Source organism: Microtetraspora malaysiensis, from assembly GCF_001528665.1.
Taxonomy (GTDB): Bacteria; Actinomycetota; Actinomycetes; order Streptosporangiales; family Streptosporangiaceae; genus Microtetraspora_A; species Microtetraspora_A malaysiensis.
In genome coordinates this window covers 14,842-33,936 of record NZ_BBYJ01000018.1, presented here as the reverse complement: position 1 = coordinate 33,936, position 19,095 = coordinate 14,842, and the positions used below count along the sequence as shown (strand labels likewise).

The 19,095-nt window shown below is 72.1% G+C and carries 16 protein-coding genes; 10 read left to right on the top strand and 6 right to left on the bottom strand.

The features are described from left to right. Positions 1-23: 23 nt before the first annotated feature. Both AWQ71_RS23915 and AWQ71_RS23910 read right to left on the bottom strand, forming a co-directional pair. Positions 24-1,241 (bottom strand): cytochrome P450, encoded by a 1,218-nt coding sequence (locus AWQ71_RS23915; protein ID WP_067136941.1) that lies wholly within the window; start codon positions 1,239-1,241, stop codon positions 24-26. 133 nt (positions 1,242-1,374) lie between these two features. Then, a complete protein-coding gene (locus AWQ71_RS23910; RefSeq protein ID WP_067137185.1) occupies positions 1,375-2,046 on the bottom strand; it encodes a TetR/AcrR family transcriptional regulator in 672 nt (223 codons plus the stop codon). Between the two features lie 471 nt (positions 2,047-2,517). Here AWQ71_RS23910 and kdpA point away from each other — a divergent pair, with 471 nt between their 5' ends. Beyond that, complete coding sequence (gene kdpA / locus AWQ71_RS23905) at positions 2,518-4,182, top strand: potassium-transporting ATPase subunit KdpA (RefSeq protein WP_067136938.1); 1,665 nt, start codon at positions 2,518-2,520, stop codon at positions 4,180-4,182. Positions 4,183-4,224: 42 nt separating this feature from the next. Continuing rightward, positions 4,225-4,974 carry a DUF4118 domain-containing protein gene (locus tag AWQ71_RS23900; protein WP_067136933.1) on the top strand — a complete coding sequence of 250 codons (750 nt, stop codon included), beginning with the start codon at positions 4,225-4,227 and terminating at the stop codon, positions 4,972-4,974. Positions 4,975-5,005: 31 nt separating this feature from the next. Here AWQ71_RS23900 and AWQ71_RS23895 read toward each other — a convergent pair whose 3' ends face one another. After that, complete coding sequence (locus AWQ71_RS23895) at positions 5,006-5,698, bottom strand: formylglycine-generating enzyme family protein (protein WP_067136931.1); 693 nt, start codon at positions 5,696-5,698, stop codon at positions 5,006-5,008. A gap of 71 nt (positions 5,699-5,769) precedes the next feature. After that, complete coding sequence (locus AWQ71_RS23890) at positions 5,770-7,731, bottom strand: family 10 glycosylhydrolase (protein ID WP_067136929.1); 1,962 nt, start codon at positions 7,729-7,731, stop codon at positions 5,770-5,772. Between the two features lie 208 nt (positions 7,732-7,939). Between AWQ71_RS23890 and AWQ71_RS23885 the strand changes: the two genes are divergently transcribed. Beyond that, positions 7,940-9,466: a golvesin C-terminal-like domain-containing protein gene (locus AWQ71_RS23885; RefSeq protein ID WP_067136928.1), complete on the top strand. Its 1,527-nt coding sequence runs from the start codon at positions 7,940-7,942 to the stop codon at positions 9,464-9,466. Between the two features lie 90 nt (positions 9,467-9,556). On the opposite strand, the gene AWQ71_RS23880 is transcribed toward AWQ71_RS23885, so the two are convergent. Together AWQ71_RS23880 and AWQ71_RS23875 are read right to left on the bottom strand one after the other, a co-directional pair. Continuing rightward, positions 9,557-10,729, bottom strand: a complete 1,173-nt coding sequence (locus AWQ71_RS23880) for an acyl-CoA dehydrogenase family protein (protein ID WP_067136925.1) — start codon at positions 10,727-10,729, stop codon at positions 9,557-9,559. Next, a complete protein-coding gene (locus AWQ71_RS23875; RefSeq protein WP_067136923.1) occupies positions 10,726-11,946 on the bottom strand; it encodes a CaiB/BaiF CoA transferase family protein in 1,221 nt (406 codons plus the stop codon). Before AWQ71_RS23875 ends, AWQ71_RS23880 begins: the two co-directional genes overlap by 4 nt. 252 nt (positions 11,947-12,198) lie before the next feature. On the opposite strand from AWQ71_RS23875, the gene AWQ71_RS23870 reads away from it, so the two are divergent. The 7 genes from AWQ71_RS23870 (at position 12,199) to AWQ71_RS23840 (ending at position 19,054) form a co-directional block, all read left to right on the top strand. Continuing rightward, positions 12,199-12,864, top strand: a complete 666-nt coding sequence (locus tag AWQ71_RS23870) for a GntR family transcriptional regulator (RefSeq protein WP_174550757.1) — start codon at positions 12,199-12,201, stop codon at positions 12,862-12,864. A 63-nt stretch (positions 12,865-12,927) separates the two neighbouring features. Next, the gene (locus AWQ71_RS23865; protein ID WP_067136921.1) at positions 12,928-13,545 is read left to right on the top strand and encodes a TetR/AcrR family transcriptional regulator; all 618 of its coding nucleotides are present in this window, start codon (positions 12,928-12,930) and stop codon (positions 13,543-13,545) included. Continuing rightward, positions 13,535-15,193, top strand: coding sequence for an acyl-CoA dehydrogenase family protein (locus AWQ71_RS23860; RefSeq protein ID WP_067136919.1), 1,659 nt, complete (start codon positions 13,535-13,537; stop codon positions 15,191-15,193). The genes AWQ71_RS23865 and AWQ71_RS23860 overlap by 11 nt, the downstream gene beginning before the upstream one ends. A 1-nt stretch (position 15,194) precedes the next feature. Further along, positions 15,195-16,970: an acyl-CoA dehydrogenase family protein gene (locus AWQ71_RS23855; RefSeq protein WP_067136917.1), complete on the top strand. Its 1,776-nt coding sequence runs from the start codon at positions 15,195-15,197 to the stop codon at positions 16,968-16,970. Beyond that, positions 16,963-17,430, top strand: coding sequence for an acyl-CoA thioesterase (locus AWQ71_RS23850; protein WP_067136915.1), 468 nt, complete (start codon positions 16,963-16,965; stop codon positions 17,428-17,430). The genes AWQ71_RS23855 and AWQ71_RS23850 overlap by 8 nt, the downstream gene beginning before the upstream one ends. Next, entirely contained in the window at positions 17,427-18,212 is a 786-nt protein-coding gene (locus tag AWQ71_RS23845; RefSeq protein WP_067136913.1) for a ferritin family protein, read from the top strand. The genes AWQ71_RS23850 and AWQ71_RS23845 overlap by 4 nt, the downstream gene beginning before the upstream one ends. Next, positions 18,209-19,054: an acyl-ACP desaturase gene (locus tag AWQ71_RS23840; RefSeq protein WP_067136911.1), complete on the top strand. Its 846-nt coding sequence runs from the start codon at positions 18,209-18,211 to the stop codon at positions 19,052-19,054. The genes AWQ71_RS23845 and AWQ71_RS23840 overlap by 4 nt, the downstream gene beginning before the upstream one ends. Positions 19,055-19,095: the final 41 nt, after the last annotated feature.

Here is a 19,095-nt window from a genome sequence, read left to right as displayed (position 1 = left end):
GGATGCCGGGCCGGTGACGTCGGTCACCAGGCCACGGGGAGCTCGTAGACGCCGTAGACCTGGCCGTCGTGCTTGAACGGGATCCGCTCCAGCTCCGTGGCCAGCCGCAGTGTGGGGACGCGCCGGTAGAGCGTGCCGTAGGCGACCTGCAGCTCCATGCGGGCCAGCGGCTGACCCAGGCACTGGTGAACGCCGAAGCCGAAGGCGACGTGACGGCGGGCGTCGCGCCGCAGGTCCAGCCGGTCGGGGTCCGGGAAGGCCGCCGGGTCGCGGTTGGCGATGTCGTTGGCCAGGATCAGCCCGTCGCCGGCGCGGATGACCTGGCCGCCGATCTCGATGTCCTCCAGGGCGACGCGGCGGCGTCCGCTGTGCGTGATGTTGAGGTAGCGCAGCAGCTCCTCCACCGCCCCGGCGATCAGCTTCGGATCGTCCGTACGGCGGAGCAGGTCGAGTTGGTCGGGGTGCTCCAGCAGGGCGAGCGTGCCGAGCGCGATCATGTTCGCGGTGGTCTCGTGTCCGGCGACCAGCAGCAGCACGCCCATCCGGGCGGCCTCCGGCCGGGTCAGCTCGCCGGTCCTGATCCGCTCGGCCAGCCGGGAGAGCAGGTCCTCACCGGGGTGGTCGAGCTTCTGCCCGACCAGGTCGTCCAGGTACCCGACCAGCCGGGCGAACGCGGCGGCGCGCTCCTCGGGGTCGGCCGCACGCCTGATGAGGATCTTGCTGTTGTCCTGGAAGAACTCGTGGTCGGCGTAGGGGACGCCGAGCAGCTCGCAGATCACCAGGGACGGCACCGGCAGGGCGAACGCCTCGACCAGGTCCACCGGGCTCGGACCGGCCAGCATGTCGTCGATCAGGCCATCCACGATCTTCTGCACGGCCGGGCGCAGCGTCTCGATCCGCCGGACGGTGAACGGCGCCTGCACCATGCGGCGCAGCCGGGCGTGCTCGGGATCGTCCATCAGGATGAAGCTGATGGCCGAGCCGTTCCTGGACACGACCGGGGCCGATCTCGGGTAGCCGGGGCGGGTGACGTCGGCGCTGACCCTCGGGTCGGCGAGCAGCGCCCGCTGTTCCTCATAGCGGGTCACCAGCCACGGCGTGCTGCCGTCCCACACCTTGACCTTCGCCAGCGGTCCCTGCTCCTGCAACGCGTGCAGGGCCGGTGGCGGGTCGAACGGGCAGCGCGCCGCCCGGGCGCCGGGGAACTGCGGAACCTCGGCCGGATTCACGGTTTCGGTCATCGCTTGCGTCCTTTCACAACGGGTCGGCTCACAAGGGGTCGGCACGGAACGAGGCCGGACGGCATGGTCCGGTCCGCCCGCGACGGTGGTGGGAGCGCTCAGGCGCTCTCAGCTGCCTCGTCCACGCTGATCTTCATGTCGGTTCCTGGCCGCTTCGGGGCGTCTCCCCGCCCGGGGTGACGGGCGCCGCCCACAGGCCGGTGATCGCGTCGACCAGGCCGGTCGCGGCGTCGTGCCAGCTGGAGCGGGGGGTCGGCCGCCCCTCGGCGAGGGCGCGCTCGCGCTCGGCGCAGATGTGCACCATCAACTGGCTGGTCATCTCGCCGCGCTCGGCCCGCACCTCGACCGGCAGCCTGGGCAGGCAGGCGTTCAGCCCGTCGAGGATCCGGAGCAGCGTGGGCGAGGTGAGCGCCTCGACGATCATGATTTCGCGCAGCGCGGGGTCGGTCATCACCTGGGCGCCGAAGCGGGCGAACCAGGTGGGGTTTCCCGACGCGGCCAGATGTTCGGTGAGCGGGCGTACCAGGCAGGCCACCCAGTCCCGCACCTCGGTGGAGCCGTCGATCTCGGCCAGCATCCGGCGGCGGACAACCTCCATCCGCTCGGCGTGCCCGCGCACGATCGCGCGGACCAGATCCGCCTTCGTCCCGAAGTGGTAGCCGACCGCGGTGTTGTTGCCCTGCCCGGCGGCCTCGCTGACCCGCCGGTTGGAAACGGCGAACACCCCGTGTTCGGCGAACAGCCGCTCCGCCGCCGTGAGGATCTGCTCGCGGGTCGCGCTGACCCGCTCGGCCCGGACCGCCATGGTCACCACCGCTCCGGGACGTCCCGCGGCCCGCCGACGATCAGGCCGTCGTCTTCGCTCACCTGGAATCCTCTCGATTTGACCACTTATGTGTGATCAGTAAATCCGTCGAGTCAGCTTAAGTCAATCAATTGATTTAAAACTTTCCTCCTGCGCTTCCGAGATTCCCGCCGAACGGCCGCCGTCGCGAGGGGCGTCAAGAACGCGCATGTCACCCACGTCACCCACGTCACCCACGTCATCGGCGCACGCACGCCCGGCCTGTCGTCAGCCGGGGTATGTACCCGGCGTCACGACGCCGCGTGCGACGTCAGGAGCGCTTCCATCCGCTGACCGGACGGCGGAGCGCCGCGGCAACACATGATCGTTTCGGCGAGGGGCAGACGAGGAGCAGGCGATGTCAGCGATCTCCACCGCGTCCGCGCACGGCCCGGCTCTCCGCGCCTCCGCGTCCCGTCCGGATCCCGCGGGATGACCGGGTGGCCGCAGGCCGCGTTCGTCGTGGTGGTGATCGTCGCGCTGCACGTCCCCCTCGGCGACTATCTGGCCCGCGTCTACACCGACGCCCGGCACTGGCGGGTCGAGACGGTGATCTACCGGCTCTGCGGGGTCGATCCGGGCAACGACCAACGCTGGCCGCACTACCTGGGGGCTCTTCTCGCGTTCTCCGGCGTCGGCGTGCTGCTGCTGTACATCGTTCTGCGGGCGCAGCCGGCGCTCCCGCTGTCCCTCGGCCGCACCGGGCTCTCCCCGGCGGCCGCGTTCAACACCGCCGTCAGCTTCACGACCAACACGAGCTGGCAGAGCTACTCCGGGGAGGCCGCGATGGGCCACCTCGCGCTGGCGGCCGGCCTGGGCGTGCAGGCGTTCGCGAGCGCGGGCGTGGGCATGGCCGCCGGGGTCGCGCTCATCCGGGGGCTGGTCCGGCAGCGCACCGACCGCATCGGGAACTTCTGGGTCGATCTCGTACGGAGCGTCGTCCGCGTCCTGCTACCCCTGTCCCTGGTGTTCGCCCTCGTCCTGGTGGCGCTCGGCGTCATACAGAACCTCGACGGCACGCTGGGGACGGTGACCACACCGGCCGGCGGCCGGCAGACGATCCCGGCCGGTCCGGTCGCCTCCTGGGAGTCGATCAAGCTGATGTCCGGCGACGGCGGCGGGTTCTTCAACGCGAACAGCGCCCACCCGTTCGAGAATCCCACCCAGCTCAGCAACGTGATCGCGATCGTGCTGATGGCGCTGGTGCCGGCCGGTTTCATCCGCATGTTCGGCCGGTTGGTCGGCGATCGGCGGCAGGGCTGGACGCTCCTCGCCGTGGCGGGCGTCCTCTTCCTGCTCGCGACCGTCTGCGCCGGAGTGGTGCAGAACGCCCACCCGGGCACGGTCCCCACCGCGGTGGGCGCGGCGGCGGAGGGCACCGAGACCCGTTTCGGCGTGCCGGGAAGCACCCTGTTCGGCGTCACCGCGACCTCCTCCGCCGACGGCGCGGCGAACTCCTCCTACGGCAGCTTCACCAGTCTGGGCGACGGGGTGCTGATGGCCGGCATGATGCTCGGCGAGATCAGCCCGGGCGGCTGCGGCAGCGGCCTGTACGGGCTGCTGATGATCTCGCTGATCGCGGTCTTCCTGGGCGGTCTCATGGTCGGGCGCACTCCGGAATACCTGCGCAAGGAGATCGGCGGCCGGGAGATGAAGGCCGTGGTCCTCTACCACCTCGTCACCCCGGCCGCCGTGCTCGTCGGGTCCGCCCTCGCCGTGGGCACGTCGAACGCGCGCACGGCGGCGGGCAACCCGGGCGCGCACGGCGTTTCCGAGGTCGTGTACGCCTTCACCAGCGCCGCGGCCGGCAACGGGAGCGCGTTCGCCGGGCTGAACTCCGGCGGCACCTTCTTCCAGATCGCCCTCGCGATCGCCATGCTCGCCGGCCGCTACCTGCCGATGATCTTCGTCGTCGCCCTCGCCGGGATGCTGGCCGACCGGCCCCGGGGGATCGCCACGGCGGGCACGCTCCCCAGCCACGGACCGGTGTTCGCGCTGATGACCGTCACCGCCGCGCTGATCGTCGGCGCTCTCGGCTACCTGCCCGTCCTGTCACTCGGCCCGCTGGCGGACGGACTGCGCCACGCGCTCGGTTGATCGCCCGGCCGCCGTGCTAGACAGAGAGAGGGGTGATGACCCATGCCTCGCTTCCTGAACCGGGATCTCGCGGCGGTCGTCGCCGCGGTGCTGCTCCCCCTCGTCGTCGCGGCGATCATCGTGCCCTTCCGCGGGGCCCTCTCCAATACGAATGTCGCGCTCATCCTCGTCGTGGCCGTGGTGGCCGTCGCCACCGCGGGGAACCGCCTCGCCGGAGCGCTCGCGGCGGTGTCGGCCGCCGTCTGGTTCGACTTCTTCTTCACCCAGCCGTACGAACGGTTCACCATCGTCAAGGCGGCGGACGTCCAGACGGCGGTCCTGCTGCTCGTCGTCGGGCTGGTGACCTCACAACTGGCCGCCTGGGCCCGCCGCCTGAAGGTGATCACGGTCACCGACGCCGACTACCTCGCCCGCGTCCACGAGGTCGCCGCGCTGTCCCAGTCCGCCACCTCGGCCGCCGCCGTGGTCACCGCCGTGCAGGAGCAGCTCACCGACCTCCTCCATCTGCGCGACTGCCGGTTCGAGTACGGAACCCTGCTCGGCCATCCCCCACGCCTCGAACAGGACGGCACCGTGACCGTGGGCCGCAGGCACTGGGACGTGGAGCGGAAGGGGCTCCCCGATCAGGAGATCGAGCTGCGCACGTTCGCCAACGGCCGTTTCTACGGGCGGTTCATGCTCCGGCCCGCGCCCGGCAGCAGGCCTTCGCTCCAGGCGCGGCTCGTCGCGGTGACCCTGGCCGACCACGCCGGCCACGCGCTCGGCGTGACCGCCGAACGGGGGACGCGCTGAGCTCCGGCCGGCGAGTTCGGCGGTCCGGCGTTCAGCGCGACCGGGCCAGGCGGAAGCCGAGGTCGTCGATGCGGAAGGTGGGGTGGCTCTTGCGGCGGCAGGACGCCCGGCATCCCCGGGGGTGGTCGTACACGCCGCCCCCGCGGAACACGCGGTACGGGCCGTAGACGGTGGGGTCGTAGACGTCCCAGCACCACTCCCACACGTTGCCGATCATGTCGTGCAGGCCCCAGGCGTTCGGCGCTCTGGTGGCGACGTCGTGGACCTCGCCGCCGGAGTTCCCCCGGTACCAGGCGATCTCGTCCAGCTCTCCGTACCGGACGCCGGAGGTCCCGGCCCGGCACGCGTACTCCCACTCCGCCTCGGACGGGAGGCGGTAGCCGTCGGCCGCCCAGTCGCAGACCACATCCTGCCCGTCGGGATCGCTCCCGATCGTGTAGCAGAGGTCGAGCCCCTCCGCCCGGGAGAGCAGGTTGCAGAACCGGACGGCGTCCAGCCAGGAGACGTCGGTCACCGGCGTGCGCGGCCCGGCCGGGCTCTCGGGAGCCTCGCCCACGACCGCGCGGTACAGCTCGCGGGTGACGGGGTGGGGCGCCAGCCGGAAGGCCGCGACCTCGACCGCCCACCGCGTCTTCGTGCCCTCATCCCGCAGGACGATCTCCCCGGCGGGGATCCCGATCAGGCGCCCGGCGATCGCCCGGTCCGGCGTCGCTCCACGGTTCATCCCAGCTCCTCGTCCGCGTCGGTTCACGCCGAAGGGTACGTGAACCGACGCGGTGTGATCGGCGACGAGGATCAGAGCTTGGTGATGCGGACGGCGTCGGCGATGACGTAGCCCGTGGTGGAGGTCCACCGGCTCACGCCCACCACCTTGTACGTCCCGGCGGCGAGGGTGAACGTGCCGAGCGAGCGCCATTGGCCGCCGCCCGTGCGCTGGTCCACCGGCACCGTCTGGTTGCCGCCGCTCGTCGCCACGATGTACGGCGTCGCGCTGTTGTAGCCGGAGTTGGCCGGATACCAGACCTCCACGCGGTAGCTGCCCGCGCCGGGGATGGCGGCGGTGAACCAGGCCGGGTCGCTGGCGGCCACCGGGGAGGCGAAGCGGTAGTCGGCGCCGTACGCCTGGGAGGAGTAGGCCGAGGTGCCCCAGGCGGAGCCGGCGGCGAAGGACGGGTCGGAGTTGTCCACGACGACGCTGAACGCGCCGGAAGAGCCGACCGACTTGCCCGCGCTGGGCGCGCTCTCCTGCTGCCACCGGTCGAGGGCGGTGACGTAGTAGGTGGCGGTGTCCCCGGGCGTGGTGTCGGTGTAGCTGGTCTGCCGGGTCGTCGCGATGAGGTTGCGGGCGTCCGCGAAGAAGCACGGATCGGTCGTGGTGGGGGCGCCCGCGACCCGGTAGACCGCGTACGAGGTCGGCGAGCCGGTGGCCTGCCAGGAGAGGGCGACGGCGTTCGACGTCCGGGTGGCCGAGGTGATCGTGGGGGCGGCGGGCGCGCTTCCGGTGCCGCGGGCGGGCAGGAGCGCGGGCTTGGAGTAGTGCGCGGAGGCGAGGGCGGAGAAGCCGCCGATCCGGTCCGCCTTGACGTCCTTGGCGCTGAAGTACACGTCGCCGGCGACCTCGGGGTGCTTCCTGTTCTCGTAGAGGTGGTTGCTGAGCTCGGCGGGGCTCTGCCAGGCCGCGTCCTGCCCGCTCGCGCCGACGCGGTAGGCGGCCTGGCCGACGACGAGCTGGACGCCGGTGCCCTTGACAACGTCGGACCACCATCCGGTGAGCACGTCGTAGGCGGCGGGGGCGTACCCGATGTGCCAGTAGATCTGCGGCGCGATGTAGTCCACCCAGCCCTGCTTCACCCATTGCCGGCTGTCGGCGTAGATGGCGTCGTAGGACTGCAGGCCCGACGTGCGGGAGCCGAGCGGGTCGGTGGACGAGTTGCGCCAGATGCCGAACGGGCTGACGCCGAAGGCGGCCCACGGCTTGGCCGCGTGGATGCGCTGGTCCAGCTCGCGTACGAGCCGGTTGACGTTGTCGCGGCGCCAGTCGCCGATGTCGGAGAAGCCCCCGCCGTACCGGCTGAAGGTGGCGGCGTCGGGGATCGTCTCGCCGCTCACCGGATAGGGGTAGAAGTAGTCGTCGAGGTGGACGCCGTCGATGTCGTACCGGCTGACCGCGTCCATGATCGCGTCCTCGATGAACGTGCGGACCTCCGGGATGCCCGGGTTGTAGTAGAGCTTGCCGCCGTAGGCGAAGCGCCAGTCGGGGTGCTGGCGCGCCGGGTGGGTCGAGATCAGTTTGGTCGGGTCGTCGTGGTTCGCGATCCGGTACGGGTTGAACCAGGCGTGCAGTTCAAGGTTGCGCGCGTGCGCCTCGGCCACCATGAACGCCAGGGGGTCGTATCCGGGGTCGCCGCCCTGTGTGCCGGTCAGCCATTGCGACCACGGCTCGTACGACGAGGGCCAGAAGGCGTCGGCGGTGGGCCTGACCTGGATCATCACGGCGTTCATGCGCCTGCTGACGGCCAGGTCGAGCCAGGAACGCAGCTCGGCCTGTTGCGCCGAGACGCTCAGGCCGGTCCGGCTGGGCCAGTCGATGTTGGCCACCGACGAGATCCACATGGCGCGGAGCTGTCGCTTCGGGGTCGCGGGGTCGGTGGCGCAGGCCGCGGCGGCGGCGGCCGGGGTCACGGCTGAGGTCGGGACGACGAGGTTGACGATCGCGACGGTGAACACCGCCAGGAGGGTTCGCAGCAACGCGGTCACGAAAAGAAGTTTCAATAAATTGCAATGCGAGCGCAATAGTCTTCACAGGATCCGTGGACCCAAATCTCAGGGGGCCCGCGTGAAGGATCGGCGCACCCGGCGGCGATGAGGGCGAAAATTTTCACCTAACACAGATCGTTTGTCAATTATCGACATCGTGTCAGGAGTGCCGTACGTTGCAGCCGTTACCCCCGGACAGGAGCTCCACATGACACCCCCCATTGCCCGGTTAACCGCTGTCGCCGCATCCGCCGTCGCCGCACTCGTCGTCCTCGCCGGTCAGCCCGCGGTGGCGGACCGGGAGACCCCGCTCCCGGCGGCGTTCGACCGCGCGGCCGCCGCGCGGGACGTGCCGCGCGACCTGCTCGTCGCCGTCGCCTACGCCGAGACCCACCTGGACGCCCACGAGGGCAAGCCGAGCGCGAGCGGCGGCTACGGCGTCATGCACCTGGTCAGCAACCCCACCACCCACGCCCTGGAGAAGGCCGCCGACCTGACCGGACTGCCGTCCGGGAAGCTCCGCACCGACACTGAGGCCAACATCATGGGCGGCGCCGCCGTGCTGCGCGCGTACGCCGACGAGCTCGGCCTCGACGAGGCGGCCAGGAAGGACGCCGGCCGCTGGTACCAGGCCGTCGCCAAGTACGGCAACGCGTCCACGCCGGAGGTCGCCCGCCTCTACGCCGACGCCGTCTACGAGCAGCTCGGGCTCGGGATCGACACCCGCGGCGTCAGCGTCAAGCCGCAGGAGGTCACCGCCGACCGCGGCGAGTACGCCAAGGCACGCGACCTGAACGCGGCGGTCGACCCGAACGCGGCGGCGGGCATACTCAGCGCCGACTATCCGCCCGCGAACTGGGTCGCGGCCAGCTCCAGCAACTACACGGCCTCCAGCCGTCCGTCGGCCTACGCCATCGACCGCGTGGTCATCCACGTGACCCAGGGCTCGTACGCCGGTTCCATCTCCTGGTTCCAGAACCCCGCCGCGCAGGTCTCGGCCCACTACGTGGTCAAGTCGTCGAACGGCGAGATCACACAGATGGTCCGCGAGAAGGACGTCGCCTGGCACGCGGGCAACTGGAGCTACAACACCCGCTCCATCGGCATCGAGCACGAGGGCTACATCAGCGAAGCCTCGTGGTTCACCGACGCCATGTACCGCGCCTCGGCGGCCCTGACCCGCGCCATCTGCGACAAGTACGGCATCCCGAAGGACCGCGCACACATCATCGGGCACAACGAGGTGCCCGGCGCCACGCACACCGACCCCGGCTCCTACTGGAACTGGACCACGTACATGAACTACGTGACCGGCGGCGGTACCCCGTCGTGGTCGGCCACGATCGACAACTCGAGCGCCGGGTTCTCGGCGAGCGCGAACTGGGGCACCTCGTCGTACTCCAGCCAGCGTTACGGCGCCGACTACCGCTTCGCCAACCCCGTGGCGGCGAGCGACCCGGCCTGGTACCAGGCCAGCATCCCCAGCGCCGGCACGTACAAGGTCGAGGTGTGGTACCCGGCCGACCCCGGCTACAACTCCTCGGCGCCGTACATCGTGGCGGCGTCGGGCGGTAACCAGACGGTCTTCGTCGACCAGCGTTCGGGCGGCGGCTCGTGGCGCAGCCTGGGGACGTTCTCCCTCAGCGCCGGCACGTACAACGCCGTCGGCGTCAGCCGCTGGACCTCGGGCACGGGCTACGTCATCGCCGACGCCGTCCGCATCTCCCGGGTCTGACCTCCTCTCCGTACGGCCCGCGCCGCGTCACGCGGCGCGGGCCATGCGCCTTTCGCCGGCTCCGAGGCGGCCGTGCCCGGACGGCGAGGGTCAGCGGAAGGCGGGGGTTCCGGTCAGCGCCAGCCCGAGGGACAGGGCGTGGACGTCCTCCGTCCCCTCGTACGTGGCGACCGATTCGAGGTTGACCATGTGCCGCATGACCGGGTACTCCAGCGTGATGCCGTTGGCGCCGTGCATGCCGCGGGCGAGCGCGGCGACGCGCTGCGCGGCGCGCACGTTGGCGAGCTTTCCGAAGCTGATGTGCGAGTGGTGGGCCAGGCCCTCGTCCTTGAGGCGGCCGATCTGCAGCGCGGTGAGCATCGCGTGGTTGACGTCCACCAGCATGTCGGCGAGCTTGCGCTGGGTGAGCTGGAAGGCGGCGAGAGGCCGGCCGAACTGGACCCGGTCGCGGGCGTAGTCGAGCGCCGACTCGTAGCAGGCGCGGGCCGCGCCGGCCGCGCCCCACACGATCCCGTACCGGGCCTCGGACAGGCAGGACAGCGGGGCCTTGAGCCCCTCGGCACCCGGCAGCATGGCCTCCGCGGGCAGCCGGACGCCCTCCAGGACGAGCTCGGAGGTGATCGAGGCACGCAGCGAGAGCTTCTTGTGGATCACGTTCGTCGAGTAGCCGGGGGCGCCCCGCGGCACGAGGAACCCGCGGATCCCGTCCTCGGTGGCGGCCCACACGACCGCGATGTCCGCGACGGAGCCGTTGGTGATCCACATCTTGGTGCCGTCGAGCACCCAGTCGGAGCCGTCGCGCCGGGCCCTGGTCCGCATCGAACCGGGGTCGCTGCCCGAGTCCGGCTCGGTCAGCCCGAAGCAGCCGATGGCGTCGCCGGACGCCATCCGGGGCAGCCACTCCTGCCGCTGCTCCTCGCTGCCGTACCGGTGGATCGCGGTCATCGCCAGCGAGCCCTGGACGGAGACGAAGCTGCGCAGCCCGCTGTCGATCGCTTCCAGCTCGCGGCAGGCGAGGCCGTAGCTCACCGCGTTCGTGCCGGCGCAGTCGTACCCATCCAGGTGCATGCCGAGCACGCCGAGCGCGCCGAGGCCCTTGGCGATCGCGCGCGGGTCGGGGATGGTGCCCGCCTCGAACCAGTCCGCGACGTACGGGAGCAGCTCGGCGGCACCGTACGCGCGCACCGTGTCGCGGATCGCGCGCTCCTCCTCGGTGAGGTCGCGGTCGACGGCGAGGAAGTCGTGCGGGTCGGGGGTCTTCACCGGTTTATACCTTTCTGGGCGGGGTCCGCGGCATCGCGGTCATGGGGGTGTTGGCGGTGCTGGCGGGCCACGCCGTCTGCCTCCAGACGGCGGATCTCGTCGCCGGTCAGGCCGAGCTCGGCCAGCAGTTCCCTGGTGTGCTCGCCGTGCAGGGGCGGGGGCAGGGTCGGCGGGACGTCGCCGGTCAGCGTGAACCCGGTGCGCAGCAGCTCCAGGAGCCCGGCCGTCGGATGCTCGACCGTGACGGTCGCGGGGTCCTCCGCGGCCCGGATGCCTTCAAGCACGCCGCGGATCTTCCCGACCGGCACGCCCGCGTCCTGCAGCAGCCGGGTCCACTCGGCGGCGGGGCGGGTGCGGAAGACCGCGCTCAACTCGGCGACCAACTCCTCCCGGTGCCGGACCCGCAGCGGGTTGGTGGCGAAGCGGGGGTCGGCGGCGAGGTCGTCGCGTCCGATCGCCGCGCACATGGCGCGGTAGAGCGCGTCGTTCCCGACCGCGACGGTGACGCCGCCGTCGGCCGCCTCGAAGGTCTGGTACGGCACGATCGTCGGATGCGCGTTGCCGTACGGCTTCGCCTCCCGGCCCGAGATGAGCGCGCTCTGCGCGACGTTGGTCAGCGCCGACAGGGCGGAGTGCAGCAGGGACACCTCCACCCGCGCCCCGGTTCCGGTGAGCGCCCGCCGGTAGAGGGGGCCGAGGATGGCCACCGCCGCGTTGAGCCCGGCGAGGACGTCGACGATGGCGACGCCGACCTTGCTCGGGGAGTCGCCGGTGATGTACATCAGCCCGCTCTCGGCCTGGACGGCGGCGTCGAAACCCGGCCGGTCCTGCCTGCCGAAGCCGGTGATCGAGCAGTAGACGACGCCGGGGTTGCGCGACCGTACGGACTCGTAGCCGATGCCGAGGCGGTCGGCGACGCCGGGCCGGAAGTTCTCGATGATCACGTCGGCGCGCTCGCACAGCAGGGCGGCGACCCGGCGGCCCTCCGGGTGCTTCAGGTCGAGGGCGATGTCGCGCTTGTTGCGGTTGACCGACAGGTAGTAGGCGGCCTCGCCGCCCACGTACGGCGGCCCCCACGCCCGGGTCTCGTCGCCGTGGACGGGGTGCTCCACCTTGACGACGTCGGCGCCCATCTCGGCGAGCAGCATGGTCGCGTACGGCCCGGCGAGCACGCGGGAGAAGTCGGCCACCAGGACGCCGGCGAGCGGTCCGCTCATCGGGGCTCCTCATGCGGTAGGTGTCGGAGTCTCATGCTGACGATCTGCTCCAGGGGTGGGGGTCGCGAGGGATGCTCGGCCGTCGAGCACCGCCCGGCAGCGCTCCGCAAAGGCTTCGGCCGATTGTATTTTGGATCCAGTATTACTTGTACGGTCCCGCGCGTCCAGCCTCGGGGCGAACGGCGTCGAACAGACGAGCCCCTAAAGTCGGACGTGCAGCGGCCCTCACGGCACGAGACGGAGTAGGACAGGGTGGACATCGAAGCCAGGCCTCCGCAGACGACCCAGCAGTACGTGCTGGAGCAGCTGCGCCGGGCGATCCTCACCGGGCAGCTCGCGCCCGGCTCGGCGATCCGGCAGGACGCGCTGGCCGAGCAGCTCGGCGTGAGCAGGGTCCCGATCCGCGAGGCGCTGAAGATCCTCGAGGGCGAGGGCCAGGTGATCTACCGTCCCCGGCGCGGCTACATGGTGGCCGAGCTCGCCCTGGAGGACTTCCTCGAGGTCTACCGCATCAGGCAGATCCTGGAGGAGGAGGCGGTGCGGCGCGCGATCGAGCGGATCACCGACGAGGACATCCAGCGGCTGCAGGACGCCCACGCCGACGTCGTCGCCGCGGGACAGGCCGGGGAGATCGTCGCGATGGCCGCGGCGAACCGGCGCTTCCACTTCACCCTGATCGACGCCGCCGGGATGCCCCGCCTCCGTCGATTCCTGAGCATCCTGTGGGACGCCAGCGACGTCTACCGCTCCCTCTACTACAGCGAGGAGAGCAACCGGGAGCGGGTGGAGCGCGAGCACCAGGGCATCATCGACGCGGTACGCGCGCGGGACACCGAGGACCTCATCCGCCGCCTCGGCGAGCACCGGGCGGGCACGGTGGCGACCTTCCGCGAATTCATGGCGAGACAGGACGACTGAGAACTCGGCCGCCGTCCGCCGTACCCCTTGACCAAAGCTGCAAATCTGGATTCACTGCTTGGTATGCCCTACCGGCGTACGGAGAAGACTGAGCGGCGGCTCGCCGAGGTGCGTGAGCGGATCGTCTCGGCGGCCTGGGACGTGGTCGCGGAGAGCGGCTTCGAGGCGGCCGCCATGTCCGCCGTCGCCGAGCGGGCCGACCTGTCCGCGGGGGGCATCTACCGGCACTTCCCGTCGCGGGGCGACCTCCTCACCGAGGTCTTCCGGCGCGCCTCCGGCCACGAGCTGGACGTGCTGGCCTCCGTCGCGGCGTCGGACGGCACGGTGCGGCATCGCCTCGCCCGCGTCGTGGTCACGTTCGCCCGCCGCGCGCTCGACGGCCGCCGCCTCGCCTACGCGCTGATCGCGGAGCCGGTGGACCCCTCCGTCGACGCGGCGCGGCTGGACTACCGGCGGCGCTACCGCGACCTGTTCGCCGACCTGGTCCGCGAGGGCGTGACCCGCAGCGAGCTGCCCGCCCAGGATCCGGAGCTGACCGGCGCCGCGCTGGTGGGCGCCGTCGCCGAATGCCTGGTCGGCCCGCTCGCACCGGACCACGACCACGCCGACGACGAATCACTGATCGCCAATGTGACGGCGCTCGCCTTGAACCTGACAGGAGTGACGACCGATGCCGGCTGAGCGGTACGAGATCGACCCCTTCGTCCAGGACGCGCCGCGGATCGCCAACCGGTGGCGGGCCGACCGGGCGCTGCGCCAGGCGGTCCAGCGGATCCTTCCCCCGGACGTCTTCGAGAAGGCGGCCGGGGAACTGGACCACGCCGCCGAACGCTGCGCGACCGAGATGCCGCCCCTCGCGGCCAGGGCCGAGGCGAACCCGCCCCGGCACCTGCCGTACGACGCGTGGGGGCGGCGGATCGACCGGATCGAGATCGACCCCGCCTGGACCGAGCTGGTACGGCTCCTGCAGGGCCTCGGCGCGGTGGCGATCCCCTACGAGGAGACATACGGAGCCTACGGCCGCGTGGTGCAGGCCGCGCTGTACCAGATGGTGCAGGCCGTGACCGCGACGGCGCTGTGCCCGCTCGGCATGAGCGACGGCGCCGCGGCCTGCCTGCGGCAGCACGACGCGGAGCTCGCCGCCCGGTACGTTCCCCTGCTGACCAAGCGGGTCGGCGGCTGGACCTCCGGCCAGTGGATGACCGAGAAGGAGGGCGGCTCCGATCTGTCGCGCTCCGGCACCGTGGCGACGCCTCTCGGCGACGGCACGTGGGCGCTGCGCGGCACCAAGTGGTTCACCTCGGCGACCACCGCCGACATCGCCGTCGCGCTGGCCCGGCCGGAGGGTGCCGAGCCCGGCAGCCGCGGCCTCTCCCTGTTCGCGCTGGAGCTGCGCGGGCCGGACGGCGGCTGGAACGGCCTGCGGGTGCGCCGCCTGAAGGACAAGTACGGCACCCGCGGCCTGCCCACGGCCGAGCTCGACCTGGACGGGGCGGTCGCCGTCCCCGTCGGCGGGATCGGCGGCGGCATCGCCAAGATCGCTTCGGTGCTCCACGTCGCCCGCATGGCGTCGGCGCAGGCCGGGCCGGGCGCGACCGGCCACCTCCTCCAGCTGGCCCGCGACTACGCCCGGCGCCGGACGGTGCGCGGCGGCCCGCTGGCCGACTCGCCCCTGCACCTCGGCTGGCTGGCCGAGCTCGCGGCCGAGCACGAGGCGATGGTGCAGATGGCGCTGCGCTCCGCGCAGCTCGTCGGTCGCCAGGAGAACGGTGACTCCGGCGACAGCGGGGACACGACCCCGCTCGCCCGGGTCGTCGTTCCGCTCGCCAAGATGGTGACCGCGCGCGAGGCCGTACGCGTCTGCTCGGAGCTGCTCGAATCGTTCGGCGGCGCCGGCTACCTGGAGGACACCGGCATCCCGCAGGTCCTGCGCGACGTGCAGGTGCAGTCCATCTGGGAGGGCACGACGAACGTCCTCGCCCTCGACGTCGTCCGGGCGCTGGGCGCCCCCGGCGTCGCCGCGGCGTTCCGGGACGACGTGGAGGCGCGGCTCGCCGCCCACCCGCATCCCCGCACCGAGGCCGCCGCGCGGATCGTCCGGGACGCCGCGCGGGAGGTCGCCGCGCGCGAGCCGGGCCCCGCGACGGCCCGCGAGCTGGCCTGGAGCATGGCCCGCACCTACCAGGCGGCGCTGCTCGCGGCCCAGGCCGGCTGGGCGCTCACCGCGCTCGGCGACGAGCGCACCGCCGTCGCGCTGGAGATCTTCACGGCGCGACCCCTGACCATCCCCGTGGCGCACGAAAAGTCGAGGTTGCTCGGATTGGAGTGAGATGACCGATCTCCCACCGCCCCGCTCGATGCCCGACACCGTCGGGCTGAACCCCTTCACCGCCAGCCCCGTACTCCCCCGCATCCTGCACCGCTGGCTCGACGACGACGCGGCGCGGTGGGCGGCCGAGCACTGCACCGGCATGGGCGAGCTCGCCGCCGGGCCGCTCGACGAGCTCGCCGCGACCGCCGACCTGAACGGCCCGCGATTACGGCCGTACGACAAGCGCGGCGTGCGGGTCGACGAGGTCGAGTTCCATCCCGCCTGGGACGGCGTGGTCGACGTCGCCTACCGGCGGTTCGGCATCGCCGCCATGTCGCATCGCGAGGGAGTGCTCGGCTGGCCGGGCCGCGCCCCCGAGGTGGCGAAGCAGGCGCTGTTCTTCCTGCTCGCCCACGCCGACCGCAACGTCGTGACCGGCCTGACCATGACGGACGTCCTGGCCCGCGTCCTGCGGCTCTACGCGCCCGAGCTGGCCGAGCGGTACCTGCCCCGGCTCACGGCCACGGACGGGAACCTCTGGCAGGCGGCGATGTTCCTCACCGAGAAAGCCGGCGGCTCCGACGTCGGGGTGAACGAGACCGAGGCCCGTCTCGACGCCGACGGCTCCTGGCGGCTGTACGGCGACAAGTGGTTCTGCTCCAACTGCCAGGCGGACCTCATCCTCACCCTGGCCCGGCCGCAGGGCGCCGGTCCCGGCACCGACGGGCTCGGGCTGTTCCTGGTCCGGCGCACGCTGGAGGACGGGTCGCGGAACGCGTACGTGATCAACCGGCTCAAGGACAAGCTCGGGACGCGCGGCCTCGCCTCCGGCGAGGTGACGTTCACCGGCGCGTACGCCGAGCTGGTCGGCGGCCCGGGGGTGGGCTTCCGGCAAATGACGGAGATGCTCAACCAGACCAGGGTCGCCAACTCCGTGGTCGCCGCGGCCCTCGTCCACCGCGCCTACCTGGAGGCGCGCGAGCACGCGACGGGCCGGGCGGCGTTCGGCCGGCGGCTCTCCGACCACCCGCTCATGCGCGAGGTGCTGGCCGACCTCGCGCTCGCCGCCGAGACGTCCACCCGGCTGGCCTTCTACACGGCCGGGCTGCTGCAGCGCTCGGACGCCGGCGACCGGGTGGCCGGGGTGCTGCTGCGCACCCTCACCCCGCTGGTCAAGTACCACACGGCGCGGCAGGCGCAGTGGGCCTGCCACGAGGCGATGGAGGTGCGGGGCGGGAACGGCTACATCGAGGACTGGCCCAACGCGCGGATGGTCAGGGACGCCCACCTGCTGTCCATCTGGGAGGGCAGCGGCAACATCATGCTGCTCGACTTCGCGCGGGCGCTGCGCCGTACGGGCTCCGGGTCGACGCTGGTCGAGGCGCTGGCCGCGCCGCTCGGCCCCGCCGACGACACTACCGACCACACTGCCGACCACACTGCCGGCGCCTCTGCCGGCGACCTGCTCGGCGCGGCCGTAAGGGAGAAGACCGCGGCGTGGGCGCGGGAACTCGCCGACTGGGAGCGGCTTGCGCCCGAGGAGGCCCAGTTCGCGCTGCGCGGGCTGGCCGAGCGGTGCCTGCACATCCTCTCGGCCGGGCTGCTCGCCGCCGACGCCGCCGAGGATTTGCGCGGCGGCGACGCGCGCCTCGCCGTACTGGCCCGGCGCCACGAGCGGGCCTGGCGGGCCGCGCCCGAGCCGCCCGACCGGGCGCTGCGCACCGGCTTCCCCGATCTGATCAGCGGAGCCGCGGTCGACCCCTCCGTACTCGAAGTGGAGACGCTGCATGGGTGAACAGATGGATGAGTACGCCGTCCCGCTCGACGTGCGGTTCCACGACATCGACGGGCAGGGGCACCTCAACTCGGCGGTGTACCACTCGTACGCCGAGCACGCGCGGTGGTGCCACCTGCGCTCGCTCGGGGTGCTGCCCGAGGACCTGCGCGGGGGCGGCGTCGGCCCGGTCCTGCTGGAGTCGACGATCCGGTTCCGCCGCGAGGTGCGGGCCGGGCAGACCATCCGGGTCACCGTCGCGTACGAGTGGGGGGAGCCGCACGGGCGCACGTTCGTGCTGCGGCAGGCGTTCCTCTTCGAGGACGGCGCGGTCGCGGCCGAGATGGAGAGCGTGTGCGGTCTGCTCGACCTGAACGCCCGCAAGCTGATCGTCGACCCGCGCGGCTATCTCGCCGGCCTGTCGCCGGCCGCCCACGACGCGTTCGGCGCGTTCGGCGTGTTCGACGGGGGCGCGGAATGACCGGCGTCCTCGACTTCGACGAGCTCTTCTACAAACACGAGCGGGTCCGGTGGTCGCCCACCCGCGACCTCCCGCCGTTCAGTGAGATCGACCGTTCGAAGATCGACGGTGACATGGTGGACGGGCTCGTCGTGCTGGCCCGCACCGAGTTCTCCTCCATCCCCGCGATCCTCGACCTGGTCCGGATCTTCCGGCACGACGCGGACCTGACGGCCTGGCTGTCGATCTGGTTCGCCGAGGAGGTCCGCCACCACCTGCTGCTGCGGCAGTGGGCGGAGGCCGCGGGCCGCGACCCGGAGGGCATGGTGCCCGAGCTGACCCGGCCGGAGCTGGGCGACCCGCCGGCCATCGCGACGCTGGCCGTCAACGTGCTGGGCGAGGTCCGTACCTGCCGGCTGTACGGGGCGATGGCCGCCGCCTGCGAGGAGCCGGTGCTGGCCGCGCTGCTCAAGAAGATCGCGGGCGACGAGGGACGGCACGCGCAGGGCTTCGCGCACTACGCGCGCAAGCTCGCCACGGCCGACCCCGACGCCGCGGTGCCGGTGCTGCTGCGCGTCGGGCAGTTGTGGTGTGACCCCGACAGCGGGCTCGCGGACGCCAACCCGGCGGCGGAGAACTACCAGGAGGCCGAGACCGCCGCGGCGATGGCGGAGCTGCACCGCCGGTGGGTGGACCCCGACCGGGAGGCCCGCGCCATCTGCTCGCTCTTCGGCGACATCGCGGGCCTCCCCATCTCGACGCCCGCCGATTTCGCGACCCTGAGGAAGCAGGTCCGAGCGTGATCGACTTCGACCCGCTGGAGAAACACCTCGCCCGGCTCCTGGAACGGCACGACCGGTCCCGCACCCCCTGGACGTACGACGACCTGATCGAGCGGATGCAGGATCGCCGGCTCGACGCGATGGTCCGCCGCCTCGGCGACGGGCCGGTGGACCTCGCGTCGGTGCGGGCCGCCTGGGCCGCGGGCGCGGGGCCGCTCCACCCCGACCACGCCAAGGCGCTGGAGACCGCCTACCTCGGCGAGACGAACCTCCCGTGGTACGCCGAGAACCTGTACGCCCACCTCGGACGCGGGCATCCCCTGCTGGCCGACTTCTTCCGGCGGTGGGTGGCCGAGGAGGACCAGCACGGCCGGGCGTTCGAGATCTATCTGCTGATGGACCGGGCCGTGCCGTCCGCGGAGATGCTCGACGCCAAGACGACGATGCTGCGCGCCGGTCGTCCCGCGCCCGCCGTGGACCCGTTCGAGATCATGGTCTACACGTCCATCCAGGAGCTGTCGACGCGGGTCTTCTACGCGCGGCTCTCCCGCGTGGTCGCCGACCCGCTGCTGGCCGACCTGCTGCGCCGCGTCCAGGCCGACGAGTCGCTCCACCTGGCCTTCTACCGGGAGGCGGTCCGGCTCGCGCTGCGGCAACGGCCGGAGTTGGCGGAGGTCGTCCACCGGGGGCTGATGGGATTCCGCGAGCCCGTGACCGTGCTGCCCGACTACGAGGAGCGCAAGGCGCTCATCTGGGACACGGGACTCAGCAACCTGCAGGTCTTCCGCACCGAGGTCGTCGAGCCGCTGCTCACCTACTGGGGCCTGGAGGACCCCGCCGCGCGGGCCCGCTGGGCCGGCTGACCGCGTCCGTCCCGATATCCGGCCGCGGGACGTGGAGATCC